Raw genomic sequence first — 16,936 nt, 5'->3', positions numbered from 1 at the left:
GTTCGCCGCCGCCTCACGTCGCTTCGAGGCTGTGGGGACCTTCGAGCGAGCTACGAGGTTGCCAACTGCCGCTCAGGCGAGGGTGCGGGTGAAGAAGTCGACGGCGGCCGTGGCGACCATGGCGCGGGCCGGGGCTCCGGCCTCGTTCTCGGCGAGGAAGGCGTAGTGCTCGACCGAGTCGCCGGCGCTCTGGTGCGTCGCGCCGGGGATGAGCGAGGCGTACCGGAGGGCGTACTCGGGCGCGGGGGTCTGGTCGTCGGCGCCGGCCGACCAGATCGACACCGGTTCCTCGATGTGCCGCAGGCTTTCCGTGTCCAGGGCCGGAGCCATCCCCGGGCAGATCAGGAACCCGGCCCGGGCCCGCGCGTCCCGGTAGTTGCGCCCACAGTGGTCGATCCACTGGTCCAGGTCGGCCTCGGTGAGCCGGGATTTCAGCTCCTCGACGATGTTCGGGTACTCCGGGTTCGGTGCCGAGGGGATCCGCTCGTGCACGACGTCGCTGTAGATGCCGCGGTCGATCCGGGCGCCGAGCAGCGCCGCCGCGGTGTACCCGCCGGCCGAGTACCCGGCGACGCCGACCGGGCCGGTCTCCTCCCGCGCGGCCACCTCGGACAGCGCGACGGTCAGGTCGAGCGGCCGGTCCCACCAGCACGCGAACGCCTCCGCGACGTACCCGGTCGGGTAGCTGTTGCCGTGGTGATCCACGCCGACGGCGAGGAACCCGGCCGCGGCCAGCGCCTCCGCCAGCCAGGACAGCGTCACGGCGGCGCCGCCGCTGCCGTGCGAGAGCAGCACCGTGCCGCGCGGTGTGCTGGCGGGGCGCCACAGGTAGGTACGCACCGGGCGCGGCGCGTCGTCCAGCCAGGCCGGGCGTACCGGGTCGGTGAGGTCGAGGACGTCGGGCGTGGTGGCCGGGGGGATCGCCATGTGGCGGATCATACGGCCTTCCCCGGACCCGGTTGCCGTCCGTCGCGGCCGGTCAGCGCCCCACGGCGGGGAGTTCACCGGCCGCCCGACCTCGGTTCGGTGCCGCGGTGCCGCGGCGGCCGGCCGCCGACCCCGCGCGCCGCCGCCCGCGCCCCGGATCACCGCGGCGAACCGGGCCGCCCGGCACGGCGTGCGCCCGGCACGGCGCGCTCCCGGGTAAGGCATGCTCCCGGGACGGCGTGCGCCCGGGTACGGCGTGCGTCCGGAGCGGGGTGGTCAGCCGGCGTGTTCGCCGGTGACGAGGTAGATGACCTGGGTGGCCGCGTTGACGGCGTGGTCGGCGTACCGCTCGTAGTAGCGGCCGAGCAGCGCCGCATCGACCGCCGCCTCGGCACCGTGCGCCCAGTCGGCGGCGAACATGATGCCGAACATCCGGCGGTGCAGCTCGTCGAGCTCGTCGTCGTCCCGGTCCAGCTGGGCGGCGAGTTCCGCGTCGTGGTCGGCGACGACGGCGCGCATCTTGTCGGCCATCCGTACCGCGGTGTCGGCCATCGAGGCGAACACGCCGGCGAGCTCGTCCACGACCGCCCGTTCCGGGTACCGGCGGAGTGCGGCGCGGGCCACGTGCCGGGCCAGGTTGCCCATTCGCTCCAGGTCGCTCGCCACCCGCGGCGCGGTGAGCAGGGTGCGCAGGTCCGCGGCCACCGGCGCCTGCAACGCGACCAGTTCGTAGGTGCGCTGCTCGACCTGGTCGCGCTCGGCGACCAGGTTCGGGTGGTCGGCGAGTACCGACTCGGCCGCCGCCCGGTCGGCGCCGAGCAGGCCGCTCGTCGCGCGGCGCATGGCGGTACCGACCTCCTCGGCCATCGCCGACAGCAGCTCGCCGACCAGCGCCAGCTGCACCTGATACTCGTCTCGCATCGTTCCCCCTGGCGAGGCTGCGGGCGGCCCTGGCGATCGGTTCGCGCGAGCGGGCGTCCTCGACGGCCTCTGACGGTGTGTGCGGCTCCGACGGTAGGCAGCCGCGGCGTACCGTCGGTGAACGCCGGTGAACGCCCGCTTCCTGGGGTGTGAACATTCCCCGAACCGCGCCGGGTTTGTGGCGAAATGTGCCTTCACCTCGACGTAACCCGGCCTACGATCGCCGCGTGGACTGGGCAGCACTCGGCGTCGGGGGCTCGCCGGGCTGCTGGTCGGCGGCCTCGGCATGATCGCGACCCTGCGTGGTCGTCGCGGTTGGCCGAGCGCCGCCGAACCGGGGCAGGCCCCGTCGAGGGAGCCGGCACCGCCGGAGCAGGAGGCCGCCACCGTGCCGGAACCAGTCGTTCGATCCGCGCGGGCCGCGTTGATCGAGGAGAGCGTCGCCGCACTGCGGGTCGGCCTGGTGGTCCTCGGCTGCGACGGCGAGGTCGTGCTGGCCAACCCGGCCGCGCGGCGACTCGGGCTGGTCCGGGCCGAAGCCGGCGGGCTGACCCCGCACTCGGTGCTGCATACCCTCGGCTGCCGGGTCACCCAGCCCGGCCAGCAGCGCGACGTCGACCTGGAGCTGAACCGCCGCGACCTGCCGGACGCCGCCGCCGACGGCCCGGACCGGCTCGGCGTCCGGGTGCACCTGGTCGGCCTGGCCGGTGGGTACGTGGCGATGGAGGCCGAGGACGTCACCGAGGCGCACCGCGTCGCCCGGGTGCGTCGCGACTTCGTCGCGAACGTCAGCCACGAGTTGAAGACCCCCGTCGGTGCGCTGCAACTGCTCGGCGAGGCGCTGGTGGACGCGCTCGACGACCCGGAGGCGTCGCGCCGGTTCGCCGAGCGCATCGCGCACGAGTCGTCCCGGCTCGGCCGGCTGGTCACCGAACTGCTGGAACTGTCCCGGCTGCAGGGCGCCGAGCCGCTGCCCGACCCGGTACCCGTCGCCGCCGACCGGCTGGTCGCCGAGGTCCTGGACCGGACCCGGACCACCGCCCAGGCCAAGCAGATCACCGTGGTCGCCGAGGGCGAGCACGGGCACACCGTGTACGGCAACGAGACGCAGCTCGCCACCGCGCTGGCGAACCTGGTCGAGAACGCCCTCGCGTACTCCTCCGAGCACACCACCGTCACGGTGCGCACCGACCACCGGGCCGACACCGTGCTGATGTCGGTGATCGACCAGGGGATCGGCATCGAACCGCGCGACCTGGACCGCATCTTCGAACGGTTCTACCGGGCCGACAAGGCGCGGTCCCGGGCCACCGGTGGCACCGGGCTGGGGCTCGCGATCGTCAAGCACATCGCCACCAACCACGGCGGCCGCGTCGACGTGACCAGCACCGTCGGAGTCGGCTCGACGTTCACACTGCGGCTACCCGGCCGCCCGCCGGCCGACATCGCGGTGGAGCACAACCCGGGTGAGATCGCCGAAGACATCGGACAAGCAGAGGTACAACCCGGGGCGCCCGCCCCGCGCCCGTAAGAAAGGACCGCCGTGACCCGCGTACTGGTCGTGGAAGACGAGGAGTCGTTCTCCGACGCCCTGTCGTACATGCTGCGCAAGGAGGGCTTCGAGGTCTCCGTCGCGGCCACCGGCACCGAGGCGCTCACCTCGTTCGAGCGCACCGGCGCCGACATCGTGCTGCTCGACCTGATGCTGCCGGAGATGTCCGGCAGCGAGGTGTGCCGGCAGATCCGGCAGCGCTCCAACGTGCCGATCATCATGGTCACCGCCCGCGATGCGGAGATCGACAAGGTGGTCGGGCTGGAGATCGGCGCCGACGACTACGTGACCAAGCCGTACTCGCCGCGCGAGCTCGTCGCCCGGATCCGCGCCGTGCTGCGGCGCCGGTCCGAACCCACCGAGGCCGAGTCGCCGACGCTCGCCGCCGGCCCGGTCCGGATGGACGTCGACCGGCACGTGGTCACCGTCGGCGGCGACGGGGTCTCCCTGCCGCTCAAGGAGTTCGAGCTGCTGGAGATGTTCCTGCGCAACGCCGGCCGGGTGCTCACCCGGGGCCAGCTGATCGACCGGATCTGGGGCGCCGACTACGTCGGCGACACCAAGACGCTGGACGTGCACGTGAAGCGGCTGCGCGGCAAGATCGAACCCGAGCCGTCCAGCCCGCGCTACATCGTCACCGTCCGCGGCCTCGGCTACAAGTTCGAGTCGTGAGGGTTGGTGGCGCTGCGGCGAACCGATTCGCCCGCTCGCGGTGCCGATCCCGGGCTTGAGTGCTGACGCACACGGCGCCCGGGCTCGGCTTGCGAGCGAACGAATCGGACTCGCCTCGCTCACGTCGTCACACATCACCGTCAGGGCAATGAGGTGGGGGGCCTCGCTTCGCTTCGGTCTGCGGGGACTGGGCGGGGCCGGGGTCAGCGGCGGCGGCGCTTGGGGGCGGCGGCGGTGGCGGGGTGCTCGGCGACGAGGCCGCGCTTCTCCCGGGCGGCGCACAGCTCGGCGAGCCGCCCGTACGCCTCCTTGCCGATCAGCTCGGTCAGCTCCGGCTCGTACGACCGGTAGACGGCCTCACCGCCGGTGTGCGCCTCCGGCGACGACGTGCACCACCAGTGCAGGTCGTGGCCGCCCTCGCCCCAGCCGCGCCGGTCGTACTCGCCGAGCGTGTCGACCAGCACCCGGGTGCCGTCCGGCCGGTCCTCCCATTCCTGCAGCCGGCGGATCGGCAGCTGCCAGCACACGTCCGGCTTGTACTCCAGCGGGTGCACGCCGTCGCGGAGCGCCTGGGCGTGCAGCGCGCAGCCGTACCCGCCGGAGAAGCCGGCCCGGTTGTGGAAGATGCAGGCGCCGTCGACGACACGGGTCTTGCGGCCGTCCGCCTCGCCGTCGGTGCTGTCCACCTCGGTCCAATTCTTGAACCCGGTGGTGTAGTGCTGCCAGGTCTCCGGGGTGAGTTTCTTGACCGCGGCGCGGACCCGCTTCTCGTCGTCGCCGTCGGTGAAGAACGCGCCGTGCGAGCAGCAGCCGTTCTCGGCCAGCCCGGCGATGATCCCGTGGCAGCCGGCGCCGAAGATGCACTGCCAGCGCGACAGCAGCCAGGTCAGGTCGGCGCGCACCACGTGCTCGTCGTCGGTCGGATCGGTGAACTCGATCCACTCGCGCGGAAAGTCGAGCGGCACCTCACGAGACCTCGGCTCGTCCGGGTCCTCGACCGTCACCTGCACCTGTACCCGCTTCGTCGCCACCCGACCAGCGTACGCAGTGGTCCGGGCGTCGGGCGACGTCCCCGGCAACGAATGCCGGCCGCCGGGTGCAAGGCGGTCGGCGAGCGGGACTCGGCCGTAACCGCGCGGTGCTGCCGCCCGAGCCCGGGGCACCGGGGCCGCGGGCGCGGCTCGTGATACTTCGCCCTGTTTCAACCCCGTTCGCACCCAGTACCGCGCGGCGGGCGCACGCCCTCGCCCGAACGGTCCGGGCGTCGAATGGCGCCGCGATGTGCCGGCCGCGCCGGGCGCCCCGGTGCCCGGCGAACCGCTAGGGTTCGGATTCGTGCGGCTCGGAGTGATCGACGTCGGGTCCAACACCGTGCATCTGCTGGTGCTGGACGCGCATCCGGGTGCCCACCCGTGGCCGGTGACCTCGATGAAGTGGACGCTGCGGCTGGCCGAGCAGATCGGCCCGGACGGCACGCTCACCAGGACCGGCGCGGACACCCTGGTCGCCGCGGTACGCGAAGCGCACGCCGAGGCCGACCGGATCGGCGCCGACGACCTGCTCGCGTTCGCCACCTCCGCGGTCCGGGACGCGACGAACTCGGCGGCGGTGCTCGACCGGGTCCGTACCGAGGCGGGGGTCGATCTGCAGGTGCTGTCCGGCGTGGACGAGGCGCGGCTGACGTTCTTCGCGGTGCGGCGCTGGTTCGGCTGGTCGGCCGGGACACTGCTGGTGCTGGACATCGGCGGTGGCTCGCTGGAGGTCGCCTGCGGCATCGACGAGTCGCCGGACGTCGCCCTGTCGGTTCCGCTCGGCGCCGGCCGGCTGACCCGCGAGTGGCTGTCCGCCGACCCGCCGTGCGCGGCCGAGCTGACCGCGTTGACCGATCACGTCGGCGGCCTGCTCGACGGCGTGGTCGCCGAACTCGGGTCGCTGCGGCCGGACCGCGCGGTCGCCACCTCCAAGACGTTTCGCAGCCTGGCCCGGCTGGCCGGCGCGGCGCCGTCGGCCGCGGGCATCCGGGTGCCGCGCAGCCTCACCCGGACCGGGCTGCACCAGGTCCTCGGCTTCGTCCGCCGGATCCCGTCGGCGGGGCTGGCCGAGCTGGACGGGGTGAGCGCGGCGCGGGCGCACCAGCTGCTGGCCGGCGGCGTGGTGGCCGAGCAGGCGCTCGGCCGGCTGGAACTGCCGTCGGTCGACCTGTGCCCGTGGGCGCTGCGGGAGGGCGTGATCCTGCGGCGGCTGGACTGGCTCCGCGGCACCTGACCCACGCCCGCGACGATTCCGCAGGTCAGCGGGGCGGCAGGCGCCGTGTCCGGGTGGTCTACGGAGGGTGATGATGCCGGCGGCTGCGTTGGCTATTAGGCTGTACCGGTGACATCCGACGCAAAGCACAGTCGGCACCCGGTCCCGGTTCTGCTGTCCACCTCGGCGGTGTATCCGGAGCCGACGGCGGTGGCCTTCGAGCTGGCTGTGAAACTCGGGTACGACGGCGTCGAGATCATGGTGTGGACCGACGCGGTGAGCCAGGACATCGGCGCGCTGCGCGGCCTGGCCGAGCACTACAACATCCCGATCGGCACCGTGCACGCGCCGTGCCTGCTGATGACCCAGCGGGTGTGGAGTCCGGACCCGTGGGAGCGGCTGCGCCGCGCCGCGGTGATGGCCGAGGAGCTCAACGCCGGCACCGTCGTGGTGCACCCGCCGTTCTTCTGGCAGCGGGAGTACGCCCGCACGTTCTCCGCCGGGCTGGACAAGTTGCGCGCCGCGCACCGCAGTGTCCGGTTCGCCGTGGAGAACATGTACTGGGTGAAGATGGCCGGCCGCCGCTTCGTGCCGTACTCGCCCGACTGGGACCCGACGGTGGTCGGCTACCACGACTACACGCTGGACATCTCGCACTGCGCGGCGGCCGGCGCCGACCCGCTGGCGCTCGCCGACCGGATGGGTTCCGCGCTGACCCATCTGCATCTCGGTGACGGCAACTCGCCGGGCCGGGATGCGCACCTGGTGCCCGGCCGCGGCACCATGCCGTGCGCCGACGTGCTGCGCAAGCTCGCCACCGACGGCCACGTGCAGTCGGTCGGCGTCGAGATCGCCACCCGCAAGATGGACCGGGCCGGCCGGGAGGCGGCGCTGGCCGAGACCCTCGCGTTCGCCCGGACCCATCTGACTCTTCCCTCCACTGCCGACGTCTAGAGGCTTCCCCCATGGCGGTTACCGGACGAGCCAGGCCGCGTCGCGACCTGGTGATGCAGGGCAGTCCAGCGTGGCCGGAGATCTCGGCCATGCTGTCCGACGGCGCGGTCTCGGTGGAGGTGTTACCGGTCGACCCGGCGGCGGGCGAGCGGTGCCTGCGCCAGATCGGTGCCACCGCGGACAGCTGGCTCGGCGCGATGGCGATGCACACCGGCGGCGTGCTGGTGGACAACGGCTGGCTCCGGGTGTACGGCGGGGGTTGCCCGCAGCGTCGGCTGCCCGACCTGGCGGCCGTCAACCCCGACCCGGAGGCTGCGGGTCACCTGCTCGTCGGTGCCGACGTGCTGGGCGGTCGGTACGTGATCCGGGGTCGCCACCCGGACACCGATGAGTCCACTGTGGACAATGTCGTGCTGCCCGGCGAGCCCGGCGAGATCTGTTACCTGGGGCCGGACACGCTGCGCTGGGAACCGCTGTCCTGGGCCTACCGCGACTGGCTGTCGCTGTTGGTCGGCGGCGCCATCGTCGACTTCTACCACGACCTGCGCTGGCCCGGCTGGGAGGCGGAGGTGTCCGCGGTGCCGCCGGACCGGCTGCTGTCGCTCTACCCGCCGGTGTACACGAAGGAGGGGCGGGCGCAGATCGCCGGCTCCGAACGCGAGGCCGTCGGCACCGACGAGCTGTACGGCCTGCTCGACGAGCTGACCGCGGAGCGCGCCAAGCGCGCCTGACCGCCCGCACGGCCCGCGCGGGTCCGTGTCGATCATGGCGTTGTCTGCTGCGGCAAGCGCTTACCCACCAGATAACGCCATGATCAACGAGGCCCGGCCGGGGCGGGGCGGGGCGGGATCAGACGGCGGCGGCGCGCTTGCGGGCGCGGTGGGCGGCGACGTGCGAGCGGGTGGCGCAGCGCTCCGAGCAGAACCGGCGGCAGTTGTTCGACGAGGTGTCCAGGTAGACGTTGCCGCAGTGCTCGTCGGCGCACACGCCGAACCGGTCGCTGCCGTGCTCGCACAGCCACACCGACAGCCCCCAGACCGCGCCGGCGATGTGTTCGGCGCTGGCGGTGGAGCCGCGGCCGGTGACGTGCACGTGCCAGGACTTGCCGTCGTGGCCGGAGATGTGCGGCTGCACCGGATAGGCGACCAGCAGCGCGTTCAGCTCGTCGACGGCGTCGCTGTCGCGACCGCTGGCGCCGAGCTCGAACACCCGCCGCAGCCGCCTGCCGGCGCGTCGCACGGTGGCCAGATCGCGCTCCCCGGCCTCCTGCGCGGCCCGGGTGTCCGGGCCGAAGACGACCGCCGGGTCGATCGGGTCGTCGGCCGGGAGGTTCGCCAGTGTGACCGCCGTCTGCGCGTACGCGTCGAAGTCCACGGACCTACGGTAGACAAAATCGTGGTCGGTAACCAACCGGCGGGGCACCGTGCGGTCACAACTCATGCCTGTTCGTGATGATCGCATCGGGTAACGGGTGAAACGGGCACCGGTCACCGTCGCTCGCGCCGGTGGTCCGGTGAGCGGGCAGCAGGATCGGACAAAAGCACGGCAACACCGGCCATGTCCCTGCCCGGGGCCGGATCCTAGCCTCGATCCCGAACAACGTCCCTGGACAACCGGGTGATCCGGGCCCGCGGCGGTCGCTTCCCGTGGCGCCACGCCGGATCGCTCGGCAGCGTCCGCATGCATGCGTACCGGAGCGGAGGTGTCGGCGATGTCAGGGCCCGCGGCAACGTCTCGCGCGCCGAGCGGCGCCTCGTCACCCCCGGGTACCGCCGCCCGCCGGGATCCCGCGGTACCGGCCGGGCCGGCGCGACCGACCCGCCGGGGCGCCGGCGCCCGCCGGCTGCGCGAAGCGGCGACCGCGTACGCGTTCCTCGGGCCGAGCCTGTTCGGGGTGCTGGCGTTCCTGCTGGCGCCGGTGGTGATCGTGGCGGTCGTCAGCCTGTTCAAGTGGAGCATGCTGGCGCCGCCGGAGTTCGTCGGGCTGGCGAACTACCGGCGGATGGCGGGCGACGGCACGGTCTGGCACTCGGTCGCGGTGACCGCACTGTACGTGCTGATCGCGATCCCGGCCCAGACGATCCTGGCGCTGCTGCTCGCGATCCTGCTGAACACCAGGCTGCGCGGGATCCGCTTCCTGCGGGCGTTCTTCGTGATCCCCTGGATGGCCACGCCGGTGGTGATGGGTGAGGTCTGGAAGTGGATCTTCTCCACCCAGAACGGGGCGCTGGACGGCTTCCTCGGCCTGTTCGGCGTCGACCCGGTCGCCTGGCTCGCCTCGCCGGCCCTGGCGCTGCCCGCGGTGGCGGCGGTCGGGGTGTGGGGCGGCACAGGTTACACGATGCTGTTCTTCCTGGCCGGGTTGCAGGGCATCCCGGAGCACCTGTACGAGGCGTCCCGGCTGGACGGCGCCGGCCGGGTGCAGCAGTTCTTCGCGATCACCCTGCCGCTGCTGCGCCCGACCATGTTCTTCGTCCTGGTCACCAGCATCATCGGGTCGTTCCAGGTGTTCGACACGGTGTTCGCGATGACCAAGGGCGGGCCGGACGACGCGACCACGGTGCTCAACTTCAAGATCTACGCCACCGCGTTCCAGAACTTCGACGACGGGTACGCGTCGGCCCTGGCGATGCTGCTGTTCGGCCTGTTGCTGCTGCTCACGCTCGCCCAGGTGCTCTACTTCCGCAAGCGCACCACGTACGACTACAGCTAGGGGATCGACGATGAAGCGCGGCGCAAAGCTTGCCGTGTACGCGGTGCTGGTGGTCGGCGCGTTCGTGTCGGTCTTCCCGTACCTGATGGTGGTGTTCACGTCGCTGAAGACGGCGCCGCAGCTGAACTCGACGGCGCCGTGGCTGCCGGCGGTGCCGGGCACCCTGGCGAACTTCGTCTCGCTGTTCGACGGCTCGATCGCGAACGTGTCGTTCCTGGCCTACCTGTGGCACACCGTGCTGCTGACCGTCGTACTCACGATCGGGCAGCTGGTGTTCACCACCTTCGCCGCGTACGCGTTCGCCCGGATGCGGTTCCCCGGACGGCAACTGCTGTTCTGGGCGTACGTGGCGACGCTGATGGTGCCGAACGTGGTCACGATGATCCCGCTGTACCTGATCATGCGGCAGATCGGCTGGGTGGACACCTGGCTGGGGCTGGTCGCGCCGTACCTGCTCGGCTCGCCGTACGGCATCTTCCTGATGCGGCAGTTCTTCCAGACGCTGCCGGCCGACCTGGAGGACGCGGCGCGCATCGACGGCGCCGGCACCATGTCGATCCTGCTGCGGGTAATCCTGCCGCTGAGCAAGCCGATCCTCGGCACCCTGACGATCCTGACCATCGTCTTCTCCTGGCACAACTTCCTGTGGCCGCTGATCATCAGCTCGTCCGACTCGACCCGGGTGGTGACCGTGGGGATCGCCTCCCTGCAGGGGAACCTCGGCGCCGACTACAACCTGATGATGGCCGGCAGCTTCGTCGCGCTGGTGCCGCTGATCGTGGTTTTCCTGCTGTTCCAACGTTCCATCGTGCGTTCGGTCGCGCTCACCGGCCTGAAGTGACCGCGCACCACCAACTTCCGTCAGAGGCGCCGACACCCTTCGGGTCGGGCCTCCTGGTACGACCCGAGGAGACTGCACCATGCACGGATGGCAGAGGCGCTCGGTGCTCACCGCGATGACCGGCGGCGCCGCCGCACTCGGACTCGCCGCCTGCGGCGGCACCAGCGGCGGCGGCCAGGGCAGCGGCAAAGGCACGGTCGTGTTCCGGATCTGGGACGAGACCCAGCAGCCGGGCTACGAGAAGTCCGCGGCGGCGTTCCACAAGAAGAACCCCGACATCACCGTCAAGGTCGAGCAGCTGCCCTACCCGCAGTACTGGTCGAAGCTGACCACCGAGGTCGCCGCCGGCAAGGGGCCGGACATCTTCTGGAACACCGTCTCCTACTTCCCGGAGCTGGTGACCCAGGGTGTGCTGGTCGACCTGACCGACCTGGTCAAGCGGGACTCGGTGGACACGTCCGCCTTCTACCCGCAGGTCGTCGAGTCGTACAAGTACCGGTCGAAGCTGTACGGGATGCCGGCGGACTTCGGCGTCACCGGGATGGTGTACAACGCCGACCTGTTCAAGGCGGCCGGACTGCCGCACCCGGGTCAGCTGACGTGGGCGCCGGACGGTTCGGGCACGCTGCTCGCGCTGGCCCGGAAGCTGACCGTGGACCGGCACGGCAAGCACCCGGACGAGGCCGGGTTCGACCCGAAGCACGTCGAGCAGTGGGGTTTCTGCGCCGAGAACCACAACCAGACGCAGTACCTGAACTGGATCCCGCAGAACGGCGGGACCTTCATGGACAAGCCGTTCGGCAAGTTCACCTTCGACGAGTCCAAGGCGGTCCAGGCGCTGCAGTGGCAGTCGGACCTGATCAACAAGTGGCACGTCGCGTTCCCGCCGTCGGCCGGCGCCGCGCTGGACCTGTTCAACCGCGGGCAGGTCGCGATGTACCCGTGTGTCAACGCGATCCTGCCGTTCATCGTGCCGAAGGTGAAGTTCACCGTCGGGGTCACCAACCTGCCGTCCGGGCCGAAGGGCGCGGCCAACAACGTCAACGGACTGTCGTTCGCGATGGCCAAGACCGGCAAGAACCAGAAGGCGGCCTGGGAGGTCGTGAAGTGGTTCGCGTCGGCGGAGTCCCAGCACATCATGGGATCGGGCGGCTACGTGTGGCCGGCGCTGAAGTCCGAGGGCCAGTCCTACCTCGACTACTGGAAGGGCAAGGGGCAGGACTTCGCTCCGTTCCAGCAGGCCGCGACCGGGCCCACCACGCTGCTGCCGGAAACGCCGGTGTGGAACGCCTGCGAGACCACCATCGACAACACGTTCCAGCCGATGTTCCAGGGCAGCAAGCCGGTCCCGCCGACCGCCCGCAGCCTCGTCAGCAAGCTCAACCAGCAGATCGCCACCAAGTAAAGGTAGTCGCGCATGCCGACCGACCCGGTGACCCTCACCACCGCGCCGCCGCCCGCGGATTCGCTTGACGTACAAGGAATCCGACTGCACCTCGAAGCCGACTCCGGCAAGCCGGAGGGGAAGGTCGTCCCGGCCGCGCCGGACGTGCTGGAGATACACGTGACCGCGCCGCCGGGCGCCGGGACGCTGGACATCGACTGGGACGTACCGGTGGGCGACGCCACGGTGTACTGGCAGCCCGACTACGCGCAGCGCCGGCACCTGCCGGCCGAGTGGGCGTCGCGGCGTTCGGTGAGCCTGCTGCGGTCCGCGCCGGTCGGCGCGCTGGTCGACGCGGCGGACCGCAACGTGGCCTGCTGGTCGCTGTCCGAGACCTCGCACCGGATCCAGGTACGGCGCGAGGGGATCCGGGAGGAGTCGGCCCGGTTCCGGTGCACGGTACGGATCTCCCTGTCCGGGGACGAGGAGCCGGTGGTGCTGCGCATCGACCGCCGCCGGCTGCCGTACTGGACGGCGCTGGCCGACGTGGCGGCCTGGTGGGACGGTCTGCTGCCGGAACCGCCGATGCCGGCCCCGCCCGCCGGTCGCGCACCGACCTACTGCACCTGGTACTCGATGCATCAGGAACTGACCGCGGACCGGATCGAGCGGGCCGCCGCGGACGCCGGTGCGCTCGGGTTCGGTGCGGTGATCGTGGACGACGGCTGGCAGACCGACGACACCTCCCGCGGCTACTGGTACTGCGGTGACTGGGAGGTGGCCGCCGGCAAGATGGGCGACCTGGCCGGGCACGTGGCGCGGGTGCGGGCGGCCGGGTTGAGCTACCTGCTGTGGCTGGCGCCGCCGCTGCTCGGCCGGCGCAGCCCGGCCCGGGCCCGGTTCGCCGACCGCACCCTGGGCTCGCTGTCCGCCCAGGACGCCGACATCCTCGACCCGCGCTACCCGGAGGTACGGGCGCACCTGACGGACGTGTGCGCCCGGCTGCTGGACAGTACCGACGTGGACGGCTTCAAGCTCGACTTCCTGGACGCCTGGCTGGTCGCCGACCCGCCGCCGGCCGGTACCGGCACCGACGTACCGGACGTGGAGAGCGCGGTGGCCCGCTGGCTCACCGAGCTGCGCGCCGAGCTGACCCGGCGCCGGTCGACGGTGCTGCTGGAGTTCCGGCAGAACTACACCGGGCCGGCGATGCAGCGGTTCGGCAACCTGTTCCGGGCCGCGGACTGCCCGATGGACATCGTCGACAACCGGACCCGGACACTCGACGTCCGGCTGCTGCTGCCCGGACGTACCGTGCACTCGGACCCGATCCTGTGGAATCCGGCGGGATCGGCCACGTACGCGGCGGAGCAGTTGCTGTGCGCGCTGTTCAGCGTGCCGCAGGTGTCGGTGCAGCTGACCGAGCTGCCGGCCGAGCACCGGCGGATGCTGACGCACTGGCTGGGCTTCCACACCGAGCACTCGGACACCCTGGTCGGCGGGGCGATCGAACCGTCCCGGCCGGACCTGGCGTACCCGGTGGTGCGAGCCCGGGGCGACGGCGAGACGATCGCCGCCGCGTACGCGGAGCTGCCGGTCACCGTTGACGACACCGACGGTCCGGCGGTGATACTGGTCAACGCCACCGGGTCGGACGGCCTGGTGGCCGACATCGCCACGGCGAGTGGTGTCCGGGTGACCGCGGTGCGGGACCACTGCGGCGATCCGGTACCGGTGCCCGCGGCGACGTTGTCGCCCGGCCTGGCGCGGATCGCGGTGCCCCGGGCGGGGTGGGTGCAGCTCGCGGTCGGCTGACCAGCGGTGGCGTCGGCGCCGAGCGGGCTGGCGCCGCGGCCGACGGCCGCGGATGCCGTGCGGTGATGGCGTGTCCGCGGCGTGCGGCGGTGGCGGGAGGGAGCGGCGGTGTACACGGAGGTTCCGGCGCCGGATCTGCTGTGCGCCGGCCGGTTCGACGAGACCCCCGGTTTCACCGTGTACCGGGAGAACGGCGCCCGCAACTGGATGGTGAGCCTCACCGTCGCCAACCGCGCCGACTACTGGGCCGACGGCCGGCACCTGACGATCGAGCCGGGTGACCTGGTGGTGATCGCACCCGGCGCGGTGCAGCACTACCGGGCCGCACCGGACGGCCCGCCGTGGGGCTACTGGTGGGCGCACTTCCAGCCGCGTACCGCGTGGTTCTCCTGGCTGCGGCTGCCGGAGCTGGCACCGGGGTTCAGCCTCACCAGACTGGGCACCGGCGACCGGCTGAGCGAGGCGGTCGCCGCGTTCGAGCGGGTGCACCGCAACGCGACGCAGGCCACGGTGCACGCGCCGGAGGGCCGGGTGGTGGAGACGCCGCGCAGTCGGACCGGCATCTTCGCCACCGAGCTGGCGCTCAACGCGATCGAGGAGATCCTGCTGCTCGCCGCGGTGGTGCACGAACAGCGCCGGACGCAGCTGCTGGATCCGCGCATCCAGCAGGTGCTGGACCGGATCGTGGCCGACCCGGCGCGGCCGGTCACGGTGGCGGAGCTGGCCCGGGACGTGTCGCTGTCCGCCTCCCGGCTGTCCCACCTGTTCCGCCGCGAGGTCGGCGACTCGATCGTGAACGTGGTGCTCGCGGTGCGGTTGCGCAAGGCCGCCTCGTTGCTGGAGTTCTCCGACCGGGCGGTCGGTCGGATCGCCGCCGACGCCGGCTTCTGCTCGCCCTACTACTTCAGCCGCCAGTTCCACGCCCGGTACGGCCTGTCGCCGACCGCGTATCGCAGCCGGGTGCGCAGCCACCAGCCGATGTGACCCGGCGCGGCAGTATCGGGCAAAACCGTAGCGCGACACGGTATGGGGCTGGCTGCGGCGCGCTCGTAGGGTCGTGGCGTGTGCCGCCCCGGCACACCACCCCCGACCCGGCCCCTCGATGTCCATAGTGGACTCTCATGCGGATCGCGGGTGCCCCGGGACGACGGGAGAGCCATGCACACCCCGATCAGTCGCCGTACCGTTCTCGCCGCGAGCGGTGGCCTCGCCGCCGGTGTCGCGGTCGGCCCCACCGCACTGTCCACGGCCGCCGCCGCGGATCCCGCCAGTACCAACGGGTACATCGATGTCCAGCTGGTGAACATCACCGATCTGCACGGGTACCTGCAGCCGCCGGCCGACAACGACGGCGGCATCATCACCGGCGCCGGCGGCGTCAAGCTGCAGGTCGGTGGCGTCGGATACCTTGCCACCCACCTGAAGCGGATCCGGGAGGGCCACGCCAACTCGATCCTCTGCTCGTCCGGGGACAACTTCTCCGGCTGGCCCTACTACGTCGACTCGCAGAACAACGAACCCACCATCGAGGTGCTCAACGCGCTGGGTCTGCGCTTCTCCTCGGTCGGCAACCACGAGCTGGACAAGGGCACCGACTTCCTGTTCCAGCACATGCAGGACGGCCACCGCTACCCGTACGACGAGCCGTTCGTCGACTTCGTCGACTCCACCGGCCGGCGCTTCCACGGCGCCGACTGGAAGTACTACACCGGGAACGTGGTGTACCGGGACGGCAACCGGCTCATCGCCCCGGCGTACAACATCGAGTACGTGGACGCCGGGCACGGTCGGCGGATCCCGGTCGGGTTCATCCACCTGACCGTCGAGGGCTGCGTGGAGGGCCCCGGCTTCAACTGCTCGTACCAGCCGACGCTCGCCACCACCGACCTGATCGCGGCGGCGAACCGGTCCGCCGCCGCGTTGCAGCGACGGGGCGTCAGAGCGCTGGTCGTGGTGATGCACCAGGGCGGCTACGCCGGCCCCGACTTCAATTCCGGTACCAATCCGACCGGGCCGGCGTTCGACCTGGCCGCGGTCGCCGACCCGGACATCGCCGCGATCGTCACCGGGCACTGGCACTGCCGGTTCAACATGATGGTGCCCGGACCCGACGGCGTGCCGCGACCGGTGACCGAGGCCGGCTGCTACGGCCAGGTCATCACCGAGGTGGGCCTCAAGCTCGACCCGACGACCGGCCGGTTCGTGCGGGAGCTGACCACCGCGACCAACCACGCGGTCACCCGCGACGTGCCGGCCGACCCGCAGGTGCAGGACATCGCCGACTACTGGTCGGCCGCCTCGGACCGGCTGGCCGCGACCCGGATCGCCCGGCAGACCGGCGATCTGGTGCGCACCCCGAACGACGACGGGGAGAGCACGTTCGGCAACTTCGTCGCCGACTTCATCGTGTGGGATGCGAGGCAGGACGGCCCGCGCGCCACCGCCGAGTTCGGCTTCCTGCCGGTCCTGCCGCCGAAGGGACGCAGCGCGCTGGCCGGGGATCTCCGGTACGCCAAGGGAACCGGTGCGGGCGACGACGACGGCGTGATCTGCTACGGCGAGGCGTGGAAGTCGTACGGGTTCGACTCCCCGATCGTGACGGTGACGATGACCGGCGACGCGTTCCACCGCGGCCTGGAACAGCAGTGGCAGACCCAGGCCGACGGTACCGTGCAGTACGCCCCGGTCGCGGTGTCGCAGCAGGTCCGCTACGTCTACGACGTGACGAAGCCGGTCGGGCAGCGGGTCGATCCGGCGACCGTGACGATCGACGGGCAGCCGCTGGACCTCGGCCGCAGCTACCGGGTGGCGACCAACGCGTACACGGTGCTGGCCTACGACGGCTATCCGGCGTTCACCGAGTACACCGACGCGGTGCGGCACAGCCTCGACCACGAGGGCTTCATCCGTTAC

14 protein-coding genes and 1 pseudogene are annotated in these 16,936 nt (G+C 71.8%); 11 read left to right on the top strand and 4 right to left on the bottom strand.

What is annotated here, in order from left to right; translation table 11 throughout:
• Positions 1–72: 72 nt before the first annotated feature.
• Both Athai_RS27855 and phoU read right to left on the bottom strand, forming a co-directional pair.
• Positions 73–927: an alpha/beta hydrolase family protein gene (locus Athai_RS27855; protein WP_203964226.1), complete on the bottom strand. Its 855-nt coding sequence runs from the start codon at positions 925–927 to the stop codon at positions 73–75.
• A gap of 276 nt (positions 928–1,203) precedes the next feature.
• Complete coding sequence (gene phoU, locus Athai_RS27850; RefSeq protein ID WP_203964225.1) at positions 1,204–1,848, bottom strand: phosphate signaling complex protein PhoU; 645 nt, start codon at positions 1,846–1,848, stop codon at positions 1,204–1,206.
• 286 nt (positions 1,849–2,134) lie between these two features.
• Here phoU and Athai_RS27845 point away from each other — a divergent pair, with 286 nt between their 5' ends.
• Together Athai_RS27845 and Athai_RS27840 are read left to right on the top strand one after the other, a co-directional pair.
• The gene (locus tag Athai_RS27845; protein WP_203964224.1) at positions 2,135–3,379 is read left to right on the top strand and encodes a sensor histidine kinase; all 1,245 of its coding nucleotides are present in this window, start codon (positions 2,135–2,137) and stop codon (positions 3,377–3,379) included.
• Positions 3,380–3,391: 12 nt separating this feature from the next.
• Positions 3,392–4,072 carry a response regulator transcription factor gene (locus Athai_RS27840; RefSeq protein ID WP_203964223.1) on the top strand — a complete coding sequence of 227 codons (681 nt, stop codon included), beginning with the start codon at positions 3,392–3,394 and terminating at the stop codon, positions 4,070–4,072.
• 203 nt (positions 4,073–4,275) lie between these two features.
• Here Athai_RS27840 and Athai_RS27835 read toward each other — a convergent pair whose 3' ends face one another.
• Positions 4,276–5,076: a DUF3109 family protein gene (locus Athai_RS27835; protein ID WP_203966339.1), complete on the bottom strand. Its 801-nt coding sequence runs from the start codon at positions 5,074–5,076 to the stop codon at positions 4,276–4,278.
• Between the two features lie 331 nt (positions 5,077–5,407).
• On the opposite strand from Athai_RS27835, the gene Athai_RS27830 reads away from it, so the two are divergent.
• The 3 genes from Athai_RS27830 to Athai_RS27820 all read left to right on the top strand — a co-directional run bounded on the left by Athai_RS27830 (position 5,408) and on the right by Athai_RS27820 (position 8,001).
• Positions 5,408–6,337, top strand: coding sequence for a Ppx/GppA family phosphatase (locus tag Athai_RS27830; protein WP_203964222.1), 930 nt, complete (start codon positions 5,408–5,410; stop codon positions 6,335–6,337).
• 108 nt (positions 6,338–6,445) lie between these two features.
• Positions 6,446–7,270: a sugar phosphate isomerase/epimerase family protein gene (locus Athai_RS27825; RefSeq protein ID WP_203964221.1), complete on the top strand. Its 825-nt coding sequence runs from the start codon at positions 6,446–6,448 to the stop codon at positions 7,268–7,270.
• Between the two features lie 11 nt (positions 7,271–7,281).
• The gene (locus Athai_RS27820; RefSeq protein ID WP_203964220.1) at positions 7,282–8,001 is read left to right on the top strand and encodes a DUF2625 family protein; all 720 of its coding nucleotides are present in this window, start codon (positions 7,282–7,284) and stop codon (positions 7,999–8,001) included.
• Positions 8,002–8,119: 118 nt separating this feature from the next.
• Here Athai_RS27820 and Athai_RS27815 read toward each other — a convergent pair whose 3' ends face one another.
• Positions 8,120–8,644, bottom strand: coding sequence for a CGNR zinc finger domain-containing protein (locus Athai_RS27815; protein ID WP_203964219.1), 525 nt, complete (start codon positions 8,642–8,644; stop codon positions 8,120–8,122).
• 337 nt (positions 8,645–8,981) lie between these two features.
• Between Athai_RS27815 and Athai_RS27810 the strand changes: the two genes are divergently transcribed.
• The 6 genes and pseudogenes from Athai_RS27810 to Athai_RS27785 all read left to right on the top strand — a co-directional run.
• The gene (locus Athai_RS27810) at positions 8,982–9,983 is read left to right on the top strand and encodes a carbohydrate ABC transporter permease (protein WP_203964218.1); all 1,002 of its coding nucleotides are present in this window, start codon (positions 8,982–8,984) and stop codon (positions 9,981–9,983) included.
• 10 nt (positions 9,984–9,993) lie between these two features.
• Positions 9,994–10,824: a carbohydrate ABC transporter permease gene (locus Athai_RS27805; RefSeq protein WP_203964217.1), complete on the top strand. Its 831-nt coding sequence runs from the start codon at positions 9,994–9,996 to the stop codon at positions 10,822–10,824.
• Positions 10,825–10,903: 79 nt separating this feature from the next.
• Positions 10,904–12,229: an ABC transporter substrate-binding protein gene (locus Athai_RS27800; RefSeq protein ID WP_203964216.1), complete on the top strand. Its 1,326-nt coding sequence runs from the start codon at positions 10,904–10,906 to the stop codon at positions 12,227–12,229.
• Positions 12,230–12,241: 12 nt separating this feature from the next.
• Positions 12,242–14,023 (top strand): glycoside hydrolase family 36 protein, encoded by a 1,782-nt coding sequence (locus Athai_RS27795; RefSeq protein ID WP_203964215.1) that lies wholly within the window; start codon positions 12,242–12,244, stop codon positions 14,021–14,023.
• A gap of 108 nt (positions 14,024–14,131) precedes the next feature.
• The gene (locus Athai_RS27790) at positions 14,132–15,007 is read left to right on the top strand and encodes a helix-turn-helix domain-containing protein (protein ID WP_203964214.1); all 876 of its coding nucleotides are present in this window, start codon (positions 14,132–14,134) and stop codon (positions 15,005–15,007) included.
• A 174-nt stretch (positions 15,008–15,181) separates the two neighbouring features.
• Positions 15,182–16,873, top strand: a pseudogene (locus tag Athai_RS27785) (bifunctional metallophosphatase/5'-nucleotidase); the annotation flags it as partial.
• Between the last annotated feature and the right edge of the window lie 63 nt (positions 16,874–16,936).

Source organism: Actinocatenispora thailandica (assembly GCF_016865425.1).
GTDB classification, from domain to species: Bacteria; Actinomycetota; Actinomycetes; order Mycobacteriales; family Micromonosporaceae; genus Actinocatenispora; species Actinocatenispora thailandica.
This window is presented reverse-complemented; position numbering and strand designations above follow the sequence as displayed.

Bases quoted from the DNA above. Each gene is read 5' to 3' on its own strand.
- Athai_RS27855 (WP_203964226.1), bottom strand. From the start codon at position 927: ATGGCGATCCCCCCGGCCACCACGCCCGACGTCCTCGACCTCACCGAC.
- phoU (WP_203964225.1), bottom strand. From the start codon at position 1,848: ATGCGAGACGAGTATCAGGTGCAGCTGGCGCTGGTCGGCGAGCTGCTG.
- Athai_RS27845 (WP_203964224.1), top strand. From the start codon at position 2,135: ATGATCGCGACCCTGCGTGGTCGTCGCGGTTGGCCGAGCGCCGCCGAA.
- Athai_RS27820 (WP_203964220.1), top strand. From the start codon at position 7,282: ATGGCGGTTACCGGACGAGCCAGGCCGCGTCGCGACCTGGTGATGCAG.
- Athai_RS27810 (WP_203964218.1), top strand. From the start codon at position 8,982: ATGTCAGGGCCCGCGGCAACGTCTCGCGCGCCGAGCGGCGCCTCGTCA.
- Athai_RS27805 (WP_203964217.1), top strand. From the start codon at position 9,994: ATGAAGCGCGGCGCAAAGCTTGCCGTGTACGCGGTGCTGGTGGTCGGC.
- Athai_RS27800 (WP_203964216.1), top strand. From the start codon at position 10,904: ATGCACGGATGGCAGAGGCGCTCGGTGCTCACCGCGATGACCGGCGGC.
- Athai_RS27795 (WP_203964215.1), top strand. From the start codon at position 12,242: ATGCCGACCGACCCGGTGACCCTCACCACCGCGCCGCCGCCCGCGGAT.